Raw genomic sequence first — 17,008 nt, 5'->3', positions numbered from 1 at the left:
CAAACCTTAAAATAAAACAAAACACTGATAACTGTAAACTTATAGCCATATGAAACTAAACCTATTAAAACCAGTGGCGATAGCCCTACTTACGGCATTCGCTATTACATCGTGTGTAAAGGACGACGATTATGATATTCCCGATCCTAACGGGAAAAAGCCACTGCCTGACTATAGTGGTCAAGTAGTAAGTTTTGCTAACGTACTCACAAAGGTAACTGCCTCAGTGGCTACCTATACTGCTGATGAAGCTATTGAGGGGTATGTAATATCCAGTGATGAAGGAGGTAACTTCTACAAGAAAATTTACATACAGAACGCTGATAAGAATCAAGGACTTTCAGTAGCGATTGACAAAAGTGGTCTTTATACCGAGTTCCCCGTAGGAGCTAAAGTACAATTGCGCTTGAAAGACCTTACCACTCAGCTTAACAACAGTGCTATAGAGGTAGGTCACGGTACTTATACAGCCAAAAGCGGAAGAGTGAGTGTAGGCACAATGGCTGAGGCGATTTATAAAAAACACTTGTTTGACACAGGTGAGCGCAAGACTGTTGCCGAATTAGCCAAAGTGAGTAACTCTATACAAGAAGTATCTACCGATGCACACGTAGACCAGCTCATTACCCTTAAAGGGGTACATTTCCCTACTGATGCCGTAGGTAAAACACTTTACGACAAGAATAATGCCCTTGGGAATGCCACTAACTACAAGCTTACCGATGCTAATGGGAAGACCATTATCTTCAGAACTAGCAGTTATGCTAAGTTTAAAGACGAGAAAGTGCCTGCCGGTGAAGTGGAAGTAACAGGAGTGCTTACCAAATTTAACAAAGACTACCAATTTATGATAAGCAATTATGCTGATTTGGTAGTAAAAGGAGGTACTTCTACCAATACACAAACTGGTACACAGACCTCTACAACTGTTGAGACCTTAGAAGCGAGCAATGCTACTGTAGCTGATTATGTAGTAGGCAAAACCGTAAAACTGCACGGTACGACAGTAGTAAAAAGCGGAAGAACCTACATTGTTTTCAAAGATGGTACCGAAATACAAGTGTTTTCAGCTAAGGGCGTAACTATTTCAGATGCAGCCAAAGAAAAATTGGCAACAGAAGGTTATGAAATAAACGTTACAGGAGTCTTTACTGATTATGCCCTTAAGAATGGTACTGTTGTAAAAGAAATACTGTACAGCAAAGAAAGTGATATAGAATTTATAAAAGCGCCTGCTGCGATTACTTACGTAGATGTAGACGCTACAACCGCTACTCTTGCCAGTGATTACCAAGTGGGTAAGCACGTAAATTTAAAGAATGCCACTCTAAAAGTTGAAGGTGGAAAATCTTACGTTGTTTTCTCTGATGGTAATAAAATACAGTTGTACTCTCCTAATCTCAAATCTTTTAGTAAAGACGCTCAAACTAAATTGGGTACTGACGGACAAAAGCTCACTTCAATTAAAGGAAAATTTGAAGATTATAGTGTAAATGGAAATACCGTACATCAATTGGTTTATGCTGTGGAAGGTGATATTGTATTTGGTGATACCCCAGTAGTACAGCTTCCTGAGCTAAATGCAGCTACCGCTACTGTTGCTGATTTCAATAAATACAAAGACAAAAAAGTGAAATTAGAAGGAACAATTACTGTAAAAGGTTCCTCTTCTTTCATAGTTTTTACTACGGATAATACCGAAATACAACTATATGCTACTAATACTGTATTTAAAGCGTTATCCAAAGAAACTAAAGCCAAACTGAAAACAGCAGGTACCAAACTTATTGTTATAGGTACTCTAGGAGAACATACCAATAAGAATAATGTAACCACTAAGCAAATTAAATACGAAAAAGAAACCGATCTAGACTTCCAGTAGAAAAGAAGTTTTTTGGATTTATTCAAAAAGAGTGAGCCTTTTTTGGAGGCTCACTCTTTTTTGTCTTTGCTATTTCGCTCGAAAACATATTTCTTTCGTAATATTTGCATATTAAATAAAAAGCACTATCTTTGCCCTCAAAAGAAAATAAAAAAGAAACCTATGGCTTTATTTCTTAGCGTACTTCCGATAGTACTACTCATCTATTTGATGGTTAAAAAGAACGCACTTCCCTCGTATATAGCACTCCCGCTTATTGCAGGATTGGTGTATGTGTTGCACCTAACTTATTTTGAAGGCTCTTTTGTAGCCGTAAATGCTAACTTTATTAAGGCTATCATATCGGTAGCTACGCCTATTACGGTGATATTTGGGGCGGTGCTCTTCAACCGAATGATGGAGATGACAGGGGCAATGAATGTGTTGCGTCGTTGGTTAGGCAACATCAGTCCGAATCCTGTGGCACAGCTGATGATTATAGGCTGGGCTTTTGCCTTTATGATTGAAGGAGCCAGTGGTTTTGGTACGCCTGCGGCTATCGCAGCACCTTTATTGGTAGGATTAGGCTTCAAGCCGTTGCAAGTTGCCATTCTCGCACTTATTATGAACTCGGTACCCGTATCGTTTGGAGCAGTGGGCACCCCTACGTGGTTTGGTTTTGGTACGCTTATCAGTAATGGAGCTATTTCTGACACTGAGCTTTCCGACATAGGTAGGATTACGGCTATTGTGCATCTGTTTGCTGCTTTTGTAATTCCTGTGATGGCACTCAAGGTAATTGTATCTTGGCAACAGATACGCCGAAACATAGTTTTTATACTCATTAGTATTCTCTCGTGCACGGTGCCTTACGTGGTTATTGCGTGGTTCAATTACGAGTTCCCCGCTTTGGTAGGAGGGGCTATTGGGCTCTTTATCTCGGTGGGCGTTGCAAGCAAAGGAATAGGACTATCTAAAACTGATAACCGTGAAGTGCATCACGAGAAGGTAAAAGCTTCAGAACTTATCAAAGCCCTTTTTCCTACGGCTTCACTCATTATCATTTTAGCACTTACCCGCATTAAACAACTTCCACTAAAAGCACTTTTGAATGATACAACTGAGTGGTTTACTATAAAATTGGGTTATCTAGGCGATTTTGAGGTTACTAAAGGACTTATTTTTTCACTGAATAATATTTTTGCTACGGGCGAAAATGAAAGCTACAAACTGCTCTACGTGCCTGCACTTATTCCGTTTGTGGTTACAGTACTCATTTCCATTCCGTTATTCTCGCTGAAATGGAAGCAAACTAAAGAGCTTTTTTCGGCTAGTTTTGTGCAGATACAGAAACCTTTCTTGGCTTTGGTAGGAGCGCTTATTATGGTAAATGTAATGCTGATGGGAGGTGAAAACTCTATGGTGCAAATTATCGGTCGCGGATTGGCACAAGCCACAGGCAGTCACTGGACGATCTTCTCATCGTATTTAGGAGCGGTAGGGTCTTTCTTTTCAGGCTCTAACACCGTATCGAACCTTACTTTTGGAGCCGTGCAATACTCAGTTGCTAATACCACAGGACTTTCGATACCTCTGATACTCGCCTTACAATCAGTAGGGGGAGCGATGGGTAATATGGTGTGTATCAACAATATTATTGCGGTATGTTCAGTATTAGGCATTGATAAAGCCGAAGGGAAAATAATGAAAATTACCGTTGTACCTATGATGGTATATGGAGTGATAGCTGCGCTGGTAGCATATCTTGTTATTCCGCTAATATTCTGATAGGTAAAGGGGCGTTTCTATAATTTATAACAAAGCTCTTTTGTTCTTAATTTTTTAGATGTATATTTTTAGTAGTCTATCGCGCTACTACTCCATAGATGAGTTTCTTGTAGCTCATATCTATCCTTTTTTCTTATATAGGAGACTTAAGTTTTGGGTATTCTTAGAGTTTTCTACGATTTTTTAAGGACAAATAAAGAAACATTGAAAAATTATAAACCTTATAATCAACCACTTACCAAAATACATAAAACTTTTTCAAAAAAAAGTATATAAAAATTTTGTAGGAAAATAAAAAGGTTATACCTTTGCACCCGCAAAAGAGGAGAGTAGTGCCTTTGGAGCGGAAAGAACAACACGTACCTTGACATAATGTTGTACAGCACAAAGAAGATTTAAAGAATTGAGTGAAACCTGAAGTCAATAACTTAAGAATCGGTTAGAAGATATAAAAGATTTTAACGATGAAGAGTTTGATCCTGGCTCAGGATGAACGCTAGCGGCAGGCCTAACACATGCAAGTCGAGGGGGAAGTTACTTTCGGGTGACTGAGACCGGCGTACGGGTGCGTAACGCGTATACAATCTGCCTTTCACTGGGGGATAGCCCGAAGAAATTTGGATTAATACCCTATGGTATAAGAGCACGGCATCGTGCACTTATTAAAGCTACGGTGGTGAAAGATGAGTATGCGTTCTATTAGCTAGTTGGAGAGGTAACGGCTCCCCAAGGCTATGATAGATAGGGGTTCTGAGAGGGATGTCCCCCACACTGGTACTGAGATACGGACCAGACTCCTACGGGAGGCAGCAGTGAGGAATATTGGACAATGGTCGGAAGACTGATCCAGCCATGCCGCGTGCAGGATGACGGCCTTATGGGTTGTAAACTGCTTTTGTAAGGGAAGAATAAGGGCTACGCGTAGTTTGATGACGGTACCTTATGAATAAGCATCGGCTAACTCCGTGCCAGCAGCCGCGGTAATACGGAGGATGCGAGCGTTATCCGGAATCATTGGGTTTAAAGGGTCTGTAGGCGGGCTTGTAAGTCAGAGGTGAAAGCGCTTAGCTCAACTAAGCAACTGCCTTTGAAACTGTTGGTCTTGAATGGTTGTGAAGTAGTTGGAATGTGTAGTGTAGCGGTGAAATGCTTAGATATTACACAGAACACCGATAGCGAAGGCATATTACTAACAATTAATTGACGCTGATGGACGAAAGCGTGGGGAGCGAACAGGATTAGATACCCTGGTAGTCCACGCTGTAAACGATGGATACTAGCTGTTTGGAGTAATCTGAGTGGCTAAGCGAAAGTGATAAGTATCCCACCTGGGGAGTACGTTCGCAAGAATGAAACTCAAAGGAATTGACGGGGGCCCGCACAAGCGGTGGAGCATGTGGTTTAATTCGATGATACGCGAGGAACCTTACCAAGGTTTAAATGGGGACTGACAGGGGTAGAGATACCTTTTTCTTCGGACAGTTTTCAAGGTGCTGCATGGTTGTCGTCAGCTCGTGCCGTGAGGTGTCAGGTTAAGTCCTATAACGAGCGCAACCCCTGCCATTAGTTGCTAACGAGTTAAGTCGAGCCCTCTAATGGGACTGCCGGTGCAAACCGTGAGGAAGGTGGGGATGACGTCAAATCATCACGGCCCTTACATCTTGGGCTACACACGTGCTACAATGGCCGTTACAGAGAGCAGCCACTGCGTGAGCAGGCGCGAATCTATAAAGACGGTCACAGTTCGGATCGGAGTCTGCAACTCGACTCCGTGAAGCTGGAATCGCTAGTAATCGGATATCAGCCATGATCCGGTGAATACGTTCCCGGGCCTTGTACACACCGCCCGTCAAGCCATGGAAGCTGGGAGTACCTGAAGACGGTCACCGCGAGGAGCTGTTTAGGGTAAAACTAGTGACTGGGGCTAAGTCGTAACAAGGTAGCCGTACCGGAAGGTGCGGCTGGAACACCTCCTTTCTAGAGACGACCGATTTAATTAGCAAATTAGAAAATTTGGTAATTAGCAAATTGATAAAAAGGAGCCTCATTCTTTAAATCTTGCTGACAACAAAATAAAATTTGCAAATTTGCTAATTTACAAATTTGCTAATTAGAACAAAGTCTCATAGCTCAGCTGGTTAGAGCGCTACACTGATAATGTAGAGGTCGGCAGTTCGAGTCTGCCTGGGACTACAAAGCAGAGAAAAAAGAAGTTAGAGCTACGGGTGCTAACACCTAACCCCTAACCCCTAACACCTGAAAATGGGGAATTAGCTCAGCTGGCTAGAGCACCTGCCTTGCACGCAGGGGGTCAAGGGTTCGAATCCCTTATTCTCCACAACAGTTTCCCCACAAACACCCCTCCTTGGGAGGGGAAGGGGGAGGAAACCGTACATTGACATATTGGGATAAAGAGCATAAGAGATCAATAAGGATTTATTGATAATCTAACGAAAAAATATTAAAAAGAATCAAAGAGAACGAGAGGTACCTAGATAATTGTCAATTATCAATTGTTAATTGTCAATTGACTAGGACTACAAGCGCGAAAAGTTATGTAAGGGCGTATGGGGGATGCCTAGGCTCTCAGAGGCGAAGAAGGACGTGATAAGCTGCGAAAAGTTGCGTGGATTGGCACATACGAGTTGATACGCAAATATCCGAATGGGGCAACCCAGTACATTGAAGATGTACTACATCGTAAAGATGGGCAAACCCGCTGAACTGAAACATCTAAGTAGGCGGAGGAGAAGAAAACAAAAGTGATTCCCAGAGTAGTGGCGAGCGAAATGGGATTAGCCCAAACCCACTTTGTTACGGCAGAGTGGGGGTTGTAGGACCCAGATATAGGTTGTAAAGCTGGATTAGAAGTGTTTGGAAAGACACACCACAGAGAGTGAAAGTCTCGTATAGGCACAGTTTTATAAATCTTATGGGTATCCTGAGTAGGTCGGGGCACGAGGAACCTTGACTGAATCGGCCGGGACCATCCGGTAAGGCTAAATACTCCTGAGAGACCGATAGTGAACTAGTACCGTGAGGGAAAGGTGAAAAGAACCGTGAATAACGGAGTGAAACAGACCCTGAAACCATACGCCTACAAGCGGTCGGAGCAGCTTTAGGCTGTGACGGCGTGCCTTTTGCATAATGAGCCTACGAGTTACTGTTACCAGCGAGGATAAGTATTTCAGATACGAATCCGCAGCGAAAGCGAGTCTGAATAGGGCGTTAAGTTGGTAGTAGTAGACGCGAAACCTGGTGATCTACCCTTGGGCAGGTTGAAGCGCTGGTAACACAGCGTGGAGGACCGAACTGGTTGTCGTTGAAAAGACTTCGGATGACCTGAGGGTAGGGGTGAAAGGCCAATCAAACTGGGAAATAGCTCGTACTCCCCGAAATGCATTTAGGTGCAGCGTTGATTTGAGTTTAATAGAGGTAGAGCTACTGATTGGATGCGGGGGTTTCATCGCCTACCAATTCCTGACAAACTCCGAATGCTATTAAATGCTCATCAGCAGTGAGGGTATGGGTGCTAAGGTCCATATCCTAAAGGGAAAGAACCCGGACCATCAGCTAAGGTCCCCAAATATATGCTAAGTTGACCAAACGCGGTCTGACTGCACTGACAGCTAGGATGTTGGCTTGGAAGCAGCCATACATTTAAAGAGTGCGTAACAGCTCACTAGTCGAGCGGTTGGGCATGGATAATAAACGGGCATAAGCATATTACCGAAGCTATGGGGTAGTACAGAAGTACCTACCGGTAGGGGAGCATTCTATAGGCGTAGAAGCTAAAGTTGTGAGACATAGTGGAGCTTATAGAAAAGAAAATGTAGGCATAAGTAACGATAAGGCAGGCGAGAAACCTGCCCGCCGAAAGATCAAGGTTTCCTCAGCTATGCTAATCAGCTGAGGGTTAGTCGGGGACTAACGCGTACCCGAGCAGGGGAAGTGGATGTACAACAGGTTAATATTCCTGTACCATTAATCTGATAAAAGTGACGGAACGAGATAACTACCGCGTACTGACGGAATAGTACGTTAAAGGAGCTGTTATAGCTTTGATAGTACACTGAGGCTTCGGCCGAGGTGATAGAGTGGTGACAACGTTTCCAAGAAAAGCGAAGATTAATGCCCGTACCGTAAACCGACACAGGTGATTGGGAAGAGAATTCTAAGGCGCTCGAGAGATTCATGGCTAAGGAACTAGGCAAAATAGACCTGTAACTTCGGGAGAAAGGTCGCCTATCGTAAGATAGGCCGCAGTGAAAAGGTCCAAGCGACTGTTTATCAAAAACACAGGACTCTGCAAAATCGAAAGATGAGGTATAGGGTCTGACACCTGCCCGGTGCTGGAAGGTTAAGAGGAGAGCTTAGTGGCAACACGAAGGTTTGAATTGAAGCCCCAGTAAACGGCGGCCGTAACTATAACGGTCCTAAGGTAGCGAAATTCCTTGTCGGGTAAGTTCCGACCTGCACGAATGGTGTAACGATTTGGACACTGTCTCGGCCATGAGCTCGGTGAAATTGTAGTATCGGTGAAGATGCCGATTACCCGCAGTGGGACGAAAAGACCCTGTGCACCTTTACTATATCTTCGTATTGGTCTTGGATAAGTGATGCGTAGGATAGGTGGGAGACTAAGAAGTGGCTATTCCGGTAGTTGTGGAGTCATTGTTGAAATACCACCCTTTGCTTATCTGAGGTCTAACCCTACAAAGAGTAGGGGACAATTCGTGGAGGGTAGTTTGACTGGGGTGGTCGCCTCCAAAAGAGTAACGGAGGCTTCTAAAGGTTCCCTCAGCACGCTTGGTAACCGTGCGAAGAGTGCAATGGCATAAGGGAGCTTGACTGAGAGACCTACAAGTCGATCAGGTACGAAAGTAGAGCATAGTGATCCGGTGGTTCCGTATGGAAGGGCCATCGCTCAAAGGATAAAAGGTACGCCGGGGATAACAGGCTGATCTCCCCCAAGAGCTCACATCGACGGGGGGGTTTGGCACCTCGATGTCGGCTCGTCACATCCTGGGGCTGGAGAAGGTCCCAAGGGTTGGGCTGTTCGCCCATTAAAGTGGCACGCGAGCTGGGTTCAGAACGTCGTGAGACAGTTCGGTCTCTATCTACTGTGGGCGTTAGAAATTTGCGTGGATCTGACTCTAGTACGAGAGGACCGAGTTGGACGCACCGCTGGTGTATCTGTTGTCTTGCCAAGGGCATAGCAGAGTAGCTAAGTGCGGATGGGATAAGTGCTGAAGGCATATAAGTACGAAACCCGCCACAAGATGAGATTTCTTTTAAGGGTCGTGGGAGATGACCACGTTGATAGGTTACAGGTGTAACGGTGGTAACATCATAGCCGAGTAATACTAATCACCCGTAGACTTTTCGCGCAGCATTCTTTTTTATAGATAAGAGTTAAGAGATAAGAAGTAAGAAAGTGTAATACTACTTATGTTTTATCAATTATCAATCTCTTAAGAAGTTGTTAGTTAAAAATATGTTTTTTATCCCTATATGTTAAAAATATGATTAGGAATTGGTATTTTAGGTTAAGATACAAAAAGGAGTTTTAAAAAGCTCTTATCTTTTACCTCTTACCTCTTACCTAAAACGATTTAAGGTGGTTATAGTCAAAGGTCTCACCTCTTACCATTCCGAACAGAGCAGTTAAACCTTTTAGCGCAGATGGTACTACGGTCACGTGGGAGAGTATGTCGCCGCCTTCTTATAAAGAGCAATTCTGATAAAGAATTGCTCTTTTTTTTATTTGTTCTAATAATGTAAAAAAAATAAGGAGTTTTACTCCTTATTCTACAATCTCTATATCTACCTGTATCAATCCTTTGTTTTTATTGTCAGTGATTTCCATAAAGGCGCGTTTAGAGAGGTCGAGCTCTCTCCCTTTGGTAAAGGGACCTCTATCAGTAACAGTAACAACTACTGATTTGCCATTTATGCGATTGGTAACCTTTAGTTGAGTACCAAAAGGCAACGAGGGGTGTGCCGTGGTGAGCTTACTATTGCTAAATACAGCCCCACTAGCAGTTTTTCTTCCGTTGAACTTATCGTGATAATAGGTAGCTGTTACATTCGTCTTATATATGCCTGTTTTTATATTTGCAGTTTTTGTAGCTGCTTTTTTCCCGTGAGGATATCTATGACTATCTACAGTGCTACAAGCCTGTAAAGCTAATAGTCCTATAAGGCATATTGCCATTTTCAAAAAGTTACTCTTCATATATTTTCTTTTTTAGTTTATGTTTCTTTTCTATTGGTCGTATTTCGAGCTTAGAAAATAAAAGCGAAACGCTACTAATATGTTTATTTTGTGTTTATCTGGTTTTTACTATAAAATATGTTTTATGAGTTTCTGCCAGCAAATATACAAAATAAAATGATATGTGCGTCCTTTTGCTTTGTTTTTTTATTTCGGAAGCAAAAATATAATAATAGGGCGCAACAACTTGTCGTTTTGAAAAAACTTTATACTTTTGTTGAAAAAATATTGAAAATGAGTTTATCGAAAATGTTTTCAAGGCATCGTTTTATTGTTGAACGATTGCGTATCAAACCCTGTACTAGTGAAGAATTAGAGAATGCTTGGGAGAGAAGTATAGAGAATACAGAGGGGCAACCTCTTGCTAAACGTACTTTACAACGTGATATTCAAATTATTAAAGAAGTTTACCATATAATTATTAAGTTTAACAAATCTCTTAAAGCATACGAAATCACAGAAGATAATGACCCCTATACCCAAAATCTCTTCGAGGCATTTGATGTGTTCAGAGCTTTGCAAAATTACGGTAATCTTTCTAAAGTTATTCAGTTTGATAGGCGATTGCCTGCGGGGACGGAGTATCTCTCACCCTTGCTTAGGGCTATTAAAGAACATCGTCAGCTAAAGTTGCACTATTATAAGTTTTGGGATAAAAAACAACAACCCCAAGTGCGTACGATAGAGCCTTATTTGCTAAAAGAGGCGCAAAGACGTTGGTATGTGTTGGCGTGGGATGTGGAGAAGAAAGCGCTACGGGTGTTTGGCTTGGATAGGATTGCCCATTTAGATGACAGCAAAGATATTAAATATCAGCACACTGTACCTGAGGGTGTGGAGTGTTTTTTCGACGATAGTTTTGGGGCGTGGGTAGATAGTGAGCACACACAAGCAGAAGAGGTGGTACTTGCCTTTAAAAAATTGCCCAATGATTCAGTTTTTATGCCTAATCCGGCGGAATACCTCAAAGCGATGCCTCTGCATCCTTCGCAAGAGGTAGTGAGAGAAACTGACAATGAAATTGTACTCAAACTGCGCTTAAAAATTACACCAGACTTTGTTAGGGAGATACAATCGTATGGTGATAGAGTGAAAGTATTATCGGATAATGTGTTAATTTGCAAAAAATAGCGTGAGTTCGATGTAAAAGATGTTAGTGAATGCTTGGAGCTGATTATGTGAGAGATTATGTCTCAGAATGTCGTAGCACGATAGGCAATGCGAGGCACACGGGTAGGTGATAATTAGCAAAAGGTGAGAAGAATTGGCAGGAGAATCTTGTATGATTATTATGGAAAAGGTGTATAATTAATTAAGGAATTAAAAGTTTTTTGAATGGACAATGAATAGTAAAAAAATTGTAGGGTAGGAGAGGTATTTGGAATTTAGGGTTTATTCGAAGGAAAGACGAAGGAAAGACGAACGATGAACGAAGGAAAGACGAACAATGAACGAAGGAAAGACGAACAGTGAACGAAGGAAAGACGAACAGTGAACGAAGGAAAGACGGACAATGAACGAAGGAAAGACGAACAATGAACGAAGGAAAGACGAACGATGAACGAAGAAAAGACGAACCTAAGACGAATTTAAAGTGAAGCTAAGGAGAAGGAAAGAAGATGTAATGATGAATTTTTTGGCAAGGTAAGAAGGAAGATGTAAGTGGAATGCTTCCGTTGATGAGGAGAAAACAGCGTATTAACAAATCTGAGAGAGAAACTCAGAAGGGCTTGGAGAGTAATAAAAAAAGATATTTTATGAGAGTAGTTATTCAGCGTGTAACTCACGCATCGGTGGATATAGATAAGCAAACAGTAGCTTATATCAATAAAGGTTTATTAGTATTGGTAGGTATAGAAGATAGCGATACCAATGAGGATATAGCGTGGTTATCGGCCAAAATGGTGAATTTACGCGTTTTTGACGATGAAAATGGGGTGATGAATTTTTCGGTAAAAGATGTAGGAGGAGAAGTGCTTATCGTGTCGCAATTCACCTTGCACGCCTCTACTAAAAAAGGTAATCGCCCCAGCTATATAAAGGCAGCACGTCCAGAAGTTGCAATTCCTATCTATGAGACGTTTATAAAGCAAGTGGAAAGTTTGTTAGGCAAGCGAGTGCCCACAGGACAGTTTGGGGCGATGATGCAAGTAGCCTTGTGTAATGACGGTCCTGTAACTATTCTTATAGATACAAAAAATAGGGAATAAAAAAGAACCCTATCACTAATATAATGATAGGGCTCCTTTAAATGTTTTCACAACGGAATCATCCTTATTGTGAATTGCTTTCAAATTGTGCGACAAAAGTAAGTTTAATATTTTTAATGTGCAAATATTTCTTAATTTATTTTTTACTTTTAACTTTTTTTCGTTATCTTTGCCTCACCAAAATATAAAAAGAATGAAAAACATTTTAGGATTAGATTTAGGCACCACTTCAATAAGTTTTGCCCATATTGTAGAAGATGAGAACAAAGAAAAATCAGAGATTAAGGAATTAGGAGTGCGTATTGTGTCTTTAACCACAGATGAACAATCCGACTTTGAAAAAGGAAAATCAATAACTACTAATGCCAATAGAACCCTTAAACACGGAGCAAGACTAAATCTTGATCGCTATCAACAAAGGCGAAAATATCTCATAGATTTATTGCAGAAAGCAAACCTAATTACTCCCTCCTCTATCTTAGCTGAAAATGGCAAAAATACCACACATTCTACTTGGCAATTGAGAGCTAAAGCTGTTACCGAACGTGTCGAAAAAGAAGAGTTTGCTAGGATACTACTAGCTATTAATAAAAAACGAGGCTATAAAAGTAGCAGAAAAGCAAAAACTGAAGATGAAGGACAAGCAATAGATGGAATGGCTATAGCAAAGCGCCTCTATGATGAAAACTTAACTCCAGGACAGTTATCGCTACAATTACTTCAACAAAATAAAAAACTCCTCCCAGACTTTTATCGTTCAGATTTACAAAAAGAATTTGACCTCGTTTGGAATTTTCAAAAACAGTTTTACCCTGATATCCTAACAGATAGTTTTTACAAAGAATTACAAGGGAAAGGTAAGGATGCTACTTCAAAAGCCTTTTCTAAAAGATATCATTTTGACACAGCTGAAAACAAAGGTTCTAAAGAATCTGTTCGTTTGCAAGCCTATCAGTGGCGTGCGGAGGCTGTATCTAAACAACTTTCAAAAGAAGAAGTAGCTTATGTCTTAACCGAAATCAACAACAATTTGAACAATGCAAGTGGCTATTTAGGCGCTATTTCCGATAGAAGTAAAGAACTCTATTTCAATCTTCAAACAGTAGGGCAATACTTGTATGCACAGCTTCAGGAAAATAGACATAATAGCCTTAAAAATAAAGTGTTTTACCGTCAGGATTACTTAGATGAGTTTGAACGCATTTGGGAAACTCAAGCTTCATTTCACAAAGAATTGACTGAGGAACTTAAAAAGCAAATCCGTGATGTGGTAATTTTTTATCAACGTAAACCTAAATCTCAAAAAGGATTGATATCATTTTGTGAGTTTGAGAGCAAAGAAATTGAGATAGAAAAAGACGGAAAAACTATAACTAAAAGCATAGGAGCTCGTGTTGTCCCTAAATCCTCTCCTTTGTTTCAAGAATTTAAGATTTGGCAAATACTCAATAACGTTATCTGCAAAAGAAAAGGTATTAGGAAAAAGAAAATCTCTGCTAAGACTACTCAGTTAGATTTGCTCAATGAATCTTCTCAAACGATTTTTAGTTTGGATATGGAATGCAAGCAACTCCTTTTTGACGAACTGAACCTAAAAGGAGACCTAAAATCGGATAAAGTACTGAAATTATTAGGCTATTCTCCTCAAGAATGGGAAATCAACTACAATCAATTAGAAGGAAATCGTACTCAAAAAGCACTCTATGAAGCCTATTTGAAGATTGTTGAAATGGAAGCTCACGATGTGAAAGATATTTTACAAATAAAATCTACAAAAGACGATTGGTCTTTAGATGAATCTCCTCTTTCAGCTTCCGAAATCAGAGAAAGTGTAAAAGCTATCTTCCAAGCATTAGGAATATGTACTAAAATCCTTTATTTTGACCCTCTTTTGCCTGTAAAAGAGTTTGAAAAGCAGGATTCCTATCAGTTGTGGCATTTGCTTTATTCCTATGAAAGTGATGATTCTACTTCTGGTAACGAAACTCTTTACCGAATCTTAGAAAAGAAATACGCTTTTAAGAGAGAACACGCTAGAATACTCGCCAATGTAGCCTTGCAAGATGACTACGGTAGCCTATCTACTAAAGCTATCCGCAAGATATACCCTAATATAAAAGAAAATCAGTATAGCACAGCTTGTGAAAAGGCAGGTTATAAGCACTCTAAACTATCTCTAACCACAGAAGAATTAGAGGCTCGTGAACTGAAAAATATTATTCCACTACTTAAAAAGAACGCTTTGAGAAATCCAGTGGTTGAGAAGATTCTCAATCAGATGATCAATGTAGTGAACGCTTTGATTGAGAAAAACAGTGAACGAGATGCTGAAGGGAAAATTACAAAATACTTCCATTTCGATGAAATTCGCATTGAATTAGCTCGTGAGTTAAAGAAAAATGCGCAAAAGAGGTATGAAATGACCCAAAATATAAACAAAGCTAAATCAGAACATCAAAAAATTAGCGAAATACTTCAGAAACAGTTTGGCATCAAGAATCCTACGAAATCTGATATTATTCGTTATCGCTTGTATCAAGAATTGGAACACAATGGCTATAAAGAACTATATACTAATGCCCCTATAGCTCAAGATATGTTGTTTAGTAAAAATATTGAGATAGAACACATTGTTCCTAAGGCACGAGTGTTCGATGATAGTTTTTCTAATAAAACATTGACTTTCCATAGAATAAATAGTGACAAAGGAGAATATACTGCTTTTGATTATATTACTTCTTTAAATAGTGAAGAAGAACTCAATCAATATCTCACCAGAGTAGAGAATGCTTATAAAACAAAAAGCATTTCTCCTGCTAAATACAAGAATTTGCTCAAAAAAGCCTCTGAAATAGGTGATGACTTTATCAATAGAGACCTGAGAGATACTCAGTACATAGCTAAAAAAGCTAAAGAAATACTTTTCCAAGTAACTAAAAATGTACTTTCTACCTCAGGAAGTATCACCGATAGATTGCGCGAAGACTGGGGCTTGGTAGATGTGATGAAAGAGCTAAATATGCCTAAATATCAGTCGTTAGGACTTACTGAAATAATAGAACGTCGAGATGGTAGAAAAGTAGAAGTAATAAAAGATTGGACAAAGCGTAACGACCATCGCCACCACGCAATGGATGCCCTTACTGTCGCCTTTACTAAACCTTCCTATATACAATATCTCAATCATCTAAATGCTCGAAAAGATGAAAACAATAAACTATATACTGATATTTCAGGTATAGAAAGAAAAGAAACCATTAAAATACATGATGAAAATGGTAATGAAAAAAGAGTTTTTATAGAACCTATACCTAACTTTAGACAAGTAGCAAAAAAACACCTCGAAGAAATATTCATTTCGCACAAAGCAAAGAATAAAGTAGTTACCAAAAATGTAAATAAACCTGCTGGCACTGATAAACAACAAATCACACTCACGCCACGAGGTCAGCTACACAAAGAAACTATATATGGTAAATACCAATATTATGTCAATAAAGAAGAAAAAATAGGTGTAAAGTTTGATAAAGAAACTATCGCAAAAGTCTCTAATCCTGTTTATCGCGAAGCATTGCTGAAAAGACTGCAAGCTAATGACAACGACCCTAAAAAAGCCTTTACAGGTAAGAACGCACTATCTAAAAAACCTATTTATTTAGATGAAGCAAAAACTAAAACTTTGCCAGAAAAAGTAAATCTCACCTATTTGGAAGAAGACTTTTCTATCCGCAAGGATATTTCTCCTGACAATTTCAAAGATTTGAAATCTATTGAAAAAGTAATTGACCAAGGAGTAAAACGCATTCTTATCAAGCGACTCCAAGACTACGATAATGATCCTAAAAAAGCTTTTGTAGACTTAGAAAAGAATCCTATTTGGCTCAATAAAGAAAAAGGGATTGCGATTAAACGCGTTACTATAAGTGGCGTGAACAACGCTCAACCTTTGCACATAGGAAAAGACCATTTAGGAAAAACTACATTGAATAAAGAAGGAAATGAAATTCCTGTAGATTATGTAAGTACAGGCAATAACCACCACGTGGCTATTTATCGGGATAAAGAAGGTAATTTGCAGGAACAAATAGTTTCCTTCTTTGAAGCGGTAGTACGTACTCAACAAGGGCTTCCTATTATTGATAAAACCTATAAACAAGAAGAAGGTTGGCAATTTCTGTTTACGATGAAACAGAATGAAATGTTTGTATTTCCTAATGCAACAACAGGTTTTAATCCCGCTGAAATAGATTTGTTAGATCCTAAAAATAAAAAATTGATAAGCTCCAATTTGTTTAGAGTACAAAAAATAGCTACTAAAGATTATTTCTTTAGACATCACCTAGAAACTAATGTAGAGACAGATAATGTTCTAAAAAATACAACTTGGAAAAGAGAAGGCTTGTCAGGGTTAAAAGATATCGTAAAAGTCCGTATTAATCACTTAGGCGATATTGTAAGCATAGGCGAATATTAAAACCCCTTTTTAAAAACCAATAAAACACTCTTTAAACTATGTTATACCGTTCTATTTACATAGGCAATCCTGCTCATTTGAAGTTATATGAGTCATTAAGTTGTTATCAATCGCAAAACTACAAAATTTGAAAGCAATTCATAACCTTGTATATTTATTTAGGTTATTGTTAAACGTTGTTATCAATTGCAAAACTACAAAATTTGAAAGCAATTCACAACTGGTTCGGGCAAAGGAGGTACAAGCATTATGTTGTTATCAATCACAAAACTACAAAATTTGAAAGCAATTCACAACCGTGTACTGTTCCTTGTGCCTTGCTACTACGTTGTTATCAATCGCAAAACTACAAAATTTGAAAGCAATTCACAACGAACGTGAGAGCTTGCCTATCGGGG

The 17,008-nt window shown here is 39.7% G+C and carries 6 protein-coding genes, 2 tRNA genes and 3 rRNA genes; 10 read left to right on the top strand and 1 reads right to left on the bottom strand.

Translation table 11 applies throughout. From position 1 onward, the window contains the following. Nucleotides 1–49: 49 nt before the first annotated feature. From HW279_RS02765 to rrf, 7 genes are all read left to right on the top strand, one after another. Entirely contained in the window at nt 50–1,882 is a 1,833-nt protein-coding gene (locus HW279_RS02765; RefSeq protein WP_178957875.1) for a DUF5689 domain-containing protein, read from the top strand. Nucleotides 1,883–2,044: 162 nt separating this feature from the next. Further along, complete coding sequence (locus tag HW279_RS02760; RefSeq protein WP_178957874.1) at nt 2,045–3,649, top strand: L-lactate permease; 1,605 nt, start codon at nt 2,045–2,047, stop codon at nt 3,647–3,649. A gap of 461 nt (nt 3,650–4,110) precedes the next feature. Continuing rightward, nucleotides 4,111–5,626 (top strand): 16S ribosomal RNA (locus HW279_RS02755). Between the two features lie 142 nt (nt 5,627–5,768). Beyond that, a tRNA-Ile gene (locus tag HW279_RS02750) sits at nt 5,769–5,842 on the top strand. 71 nt (nt 5,843–5,913) lie between these two features. Then, nucleotides 5,914–5,987 (top strand) — tRNA-Ala (locus tag HW279_RS02745). Between the two features lie 208 nt (nt 5,988–6,195). After that, nucleotides 6,196–9,039 (top strand): 23S ribosomal RNA (locus tag HW279_RS02740). Between the two features lie 226 nt (nt 9,040–9,265). Continuing rightward, a 5S ribosomal RNA gene (rrf, locus tag HW279_RS02735) occupies nt 9,266–9,375 on the top strand. The 16S, 23S and 5S rRNA genes sit together here with 2 tRNA genes alongside, the layout of an rRNA operon. A gap of 80 nt (nt 9,376–9,455) precedes the next feature. Here the strand turns inward: rrf and HW279_RS02730 are convergent. Beyond that, a complete protein-coding gene (locus HW279_RS02730) occupies nt 9,456–9,887 on the bottom strand; it encodes a septal ring lytic transglycosylase RlpA family protein (protein ID WP_178957873.1) in 432 nt (143 codons plus the stop codon). Nucleotides 9,888–10,160: 273 nt separating this feature from the next. On the opposite strand from HW279_RS02730, the gene HW279_RS02725 reads away from it, so the two are divergent. The 3 genes from HW279_RS02725 to cas9 all read left to right on the top strand — a co-directional run bounded on the left by HW279_RS02725 (nt 10,161) and on the right by cas9 (nt 16,610). Continuing rightward, on the top strand, nt 10,161–11,057 hold the full coding sequence (locus tag HW279_RS02725) for a helix-turn-helix transcriptional regulator (RefSeq protein WP_255495760.1): 897 nt from the start codon (nt 10,161–10,163) through the stop codon (nt 11,055–11,057). Between the two features lie 626 nt (nt 11,058–11,683). Continuing rightward, nucleotides 11,684–12,136, top strand: coding sequence for a D-aminoacyl-tRNA deacylase (dtd, locus tag HW279_RS02720; RefSeq protein WP_178957871.1), 453 nt, complete (start codon nt 11,684–11,686; stop codon nt 12,134–12,136). Between the two features lie 193 nt (nt 12,137–12,329). Then, complete coding sequence (gene cas9, locus HW279_RS02715) at nt 12,330–16,610, top strand: type II CRISPR RNA-guided endonuclease Cas9 (protein ID WP_178957870.1); 4,281 nt, start codon at nt 12,330–12,332, stop codon at nt 16,608–16,610. Nucleotides 16,611–17,008 lie beyond the last annotated feature (398 nt).

Origin of the sequence: Capnocytophaga sp. oral taxon 903 (genome assembly GCF_013394785.1) — a bacterium.
GTDB classification, from domain to species: domain Bacteria; phylum Bacteroidota; class Bacteroidia; order Flavobacteriales; family Flavobacteriaceae; genus Capnocytophaga; species Capnocytophaga ochracea.
The sequence above is the reverse complement of the archived record's forward strand: the minus strand, read 5'-3'. Positions and strand labels throughout refer to the sequence as shown.

What these genes read in the sequence shown, in the direction of transcription:
- HW279_RS02765 (WP_178957875.1), top strand. Translation starts at nt 50, where the DNA reads ATGAAACTAAACCTATTAAAACCAGTGGCGATAGCCCTACTTACGGCA.
- HW279_RS02760 (WP_178957874.1), top strand. Translation starts at nt 2,045, where the DNA reads ATGGCTTTATTTCTTAGCGTACTTCCGATAGTACTACTCATCTATTTG.
- HW279_RS02730 (WP_178957873.1), bottom strand. Translation starts at nt 9,887, where the DNA reads ATGAAGAGTAACTTTTTGAAAATGGCAATATGCCTTATAGGACTATTA.
- HW279_RS02725 (WP_255495760.1), top strand. Translation starts at nt 10,161, where the DNA reads ATGAGTTTATCGAAAATGTTTTCAAGGCATCGTTTTATTGTTGAACGA.
- dtd (WP_178957871.1), top strand. Translation starts at nt 11,684, where the DNA reads ATGAGAGTAGTTATTCAGCGTGTAACTCACGCATCGGTGGATATAGAT.
- cas9 (WP_178957870.1), top strand. Translation starts at nt 12,330, where the DNA reads ATGAAAAACATTTTAGGATTAGATTTAGGCACCACTTCAATAAGTTTT.